The sequence below is a fragment of the Bacillus sp. 05T31 genome (assembly GCF_056396725.1).
In genome coordinates this window covers 1-1,191 of record NZ_JBFTMA010000978.1, presented here as the reverse complement: position 1 = coordinate 1,191, position 1,191 = coordinate 1, and the positions used below count along the sequence as shown (strand labels likewise).

Genomic DNA, 1,191 nt, shown 5'->3' with positions numbered 1-1,191 from the left:
CTATCTACTACATAACGATTTTTTGCTTGTTCTTCTGTTAGGTTTGGATAATAAATATCAATCCCTTTTACCAAACCATTATTAAAGCTCTCAATTGCATTCAAATCAAATTGTGGGGTTTTTCGATAGTAATCTTTCTTTGTGATTTTATTTCCCCCTCTGCCCGTAGTAACCTCTGGAAATGTTGCTCCAAAACGGATAATCACTTGGGGTTTAATAGCTTCAATCGATTGATAATTAGCCTTATCTCTTGGGAAACGATGCGGTTCATCAATAATGACTACTGGGCGTGTATCTTGTATAGCCTCTATCGGGCTTGTCGTTCCCCCAATTAATGTCTGATCATAATCATTATTGCTCATACTTTTTGAACGTAACATATCAGCATTAATTAATAATACTTCAATAGTATTAGAATTTTGTCGACTTCCTTCAACAAAATTAAGTAATTGCGCCGGGAAATTTTTACGTCCAGATTTAGATTTAAAATCACCCGCATTAATTACATTTAATTCGATCCTTACGTTTTCATAAAATTGAGAGAAATGCTGCTTCCCATAATCACTTTGTATGAAATTTTTAGCTCCTTCTTTAATCGCAGGACTTGGAACTACAATCACAAATTTGAAAATACCATACTGTTGATGCATTTCGTACATTAATCGTGTATAAACATAAGTCTTTCCTGTACCAGTCTCCATTTTCACATCGATATTTGAGATTTCATTATATCTGCCACTAATTAAYGGATTTGAATATACATAATCCACATCAGAATCATTAGCAGCATTATCTATTCCCGTAAAATTTTCCAGAATAGCTTTTAAGCTATCTTCTTGATGAGGTAGTTCTTCTAATAATATTTTCATTTTATATTCACTACCTCCCTAATATCTCTTAACTAAATTTATTTTACTATTCAATTGCTTCAAGCCAAGCTCCAATTCTCTTATACTTTCCAAACCAAATGAATATCCATATAAGACAATTGTTTGAACAACCAATTTATTAGTTCCAATCAAATTCAAAAGTTCTCTTGTTTGTTCAGAGTTCCAATGAGGGTTAATTAAATACAAACGACTATTGTCTATATAACTTGAAAGAATTAATTTAAATGGTTATCAAGTCAGTTATATAGACAATAGTCGTTTGTATTTAATTAACCCTCATTGGAACTCTGAACAAACAAGA

General features: G+C 31.8%; 3 protein-coding genes. 1 reads left to right on the top strand and 2 read right to left on the bottom strand.

The window, feature by feature from the left end; all coding sequences use genetic code 11:
* Window positions 1–869 (bottom strand): DEAD/DEAH box helicase family protein (locus AC1DJR_RS30480; protein WP_477004308.1); only part of this gene is annotated, 869 nt, incomplete at its 3' end.
* A gap of 18 nt (window positions 870–887) precedes the next feature.
* Window positions 888–1,091: a hypothetical protein gene (locus AC1DJR_RS30475; protein WP_477004310.1), complete on the bottom strand. Its 204-nt coding sequence runs from the start codon at window positions 1,089–1,091 to the stop codon at window positions 888–890.
* A 13-nt stretch (window positions 1,092–1,104) separates the two neighbouring features.
* On the opposite strand from AC1DJR_RS30475, the gene AC1DJR_RS30470 reads away from it, so the two are divergent.
* Window positions 1,105–1,191, top strand: an 87-nt coding sequence (locus AC1DJR_RS30470) for a hypothetical protein (protein ID WP_477004309.1), incomplete at its 3' end; no start/stop codon positions are given.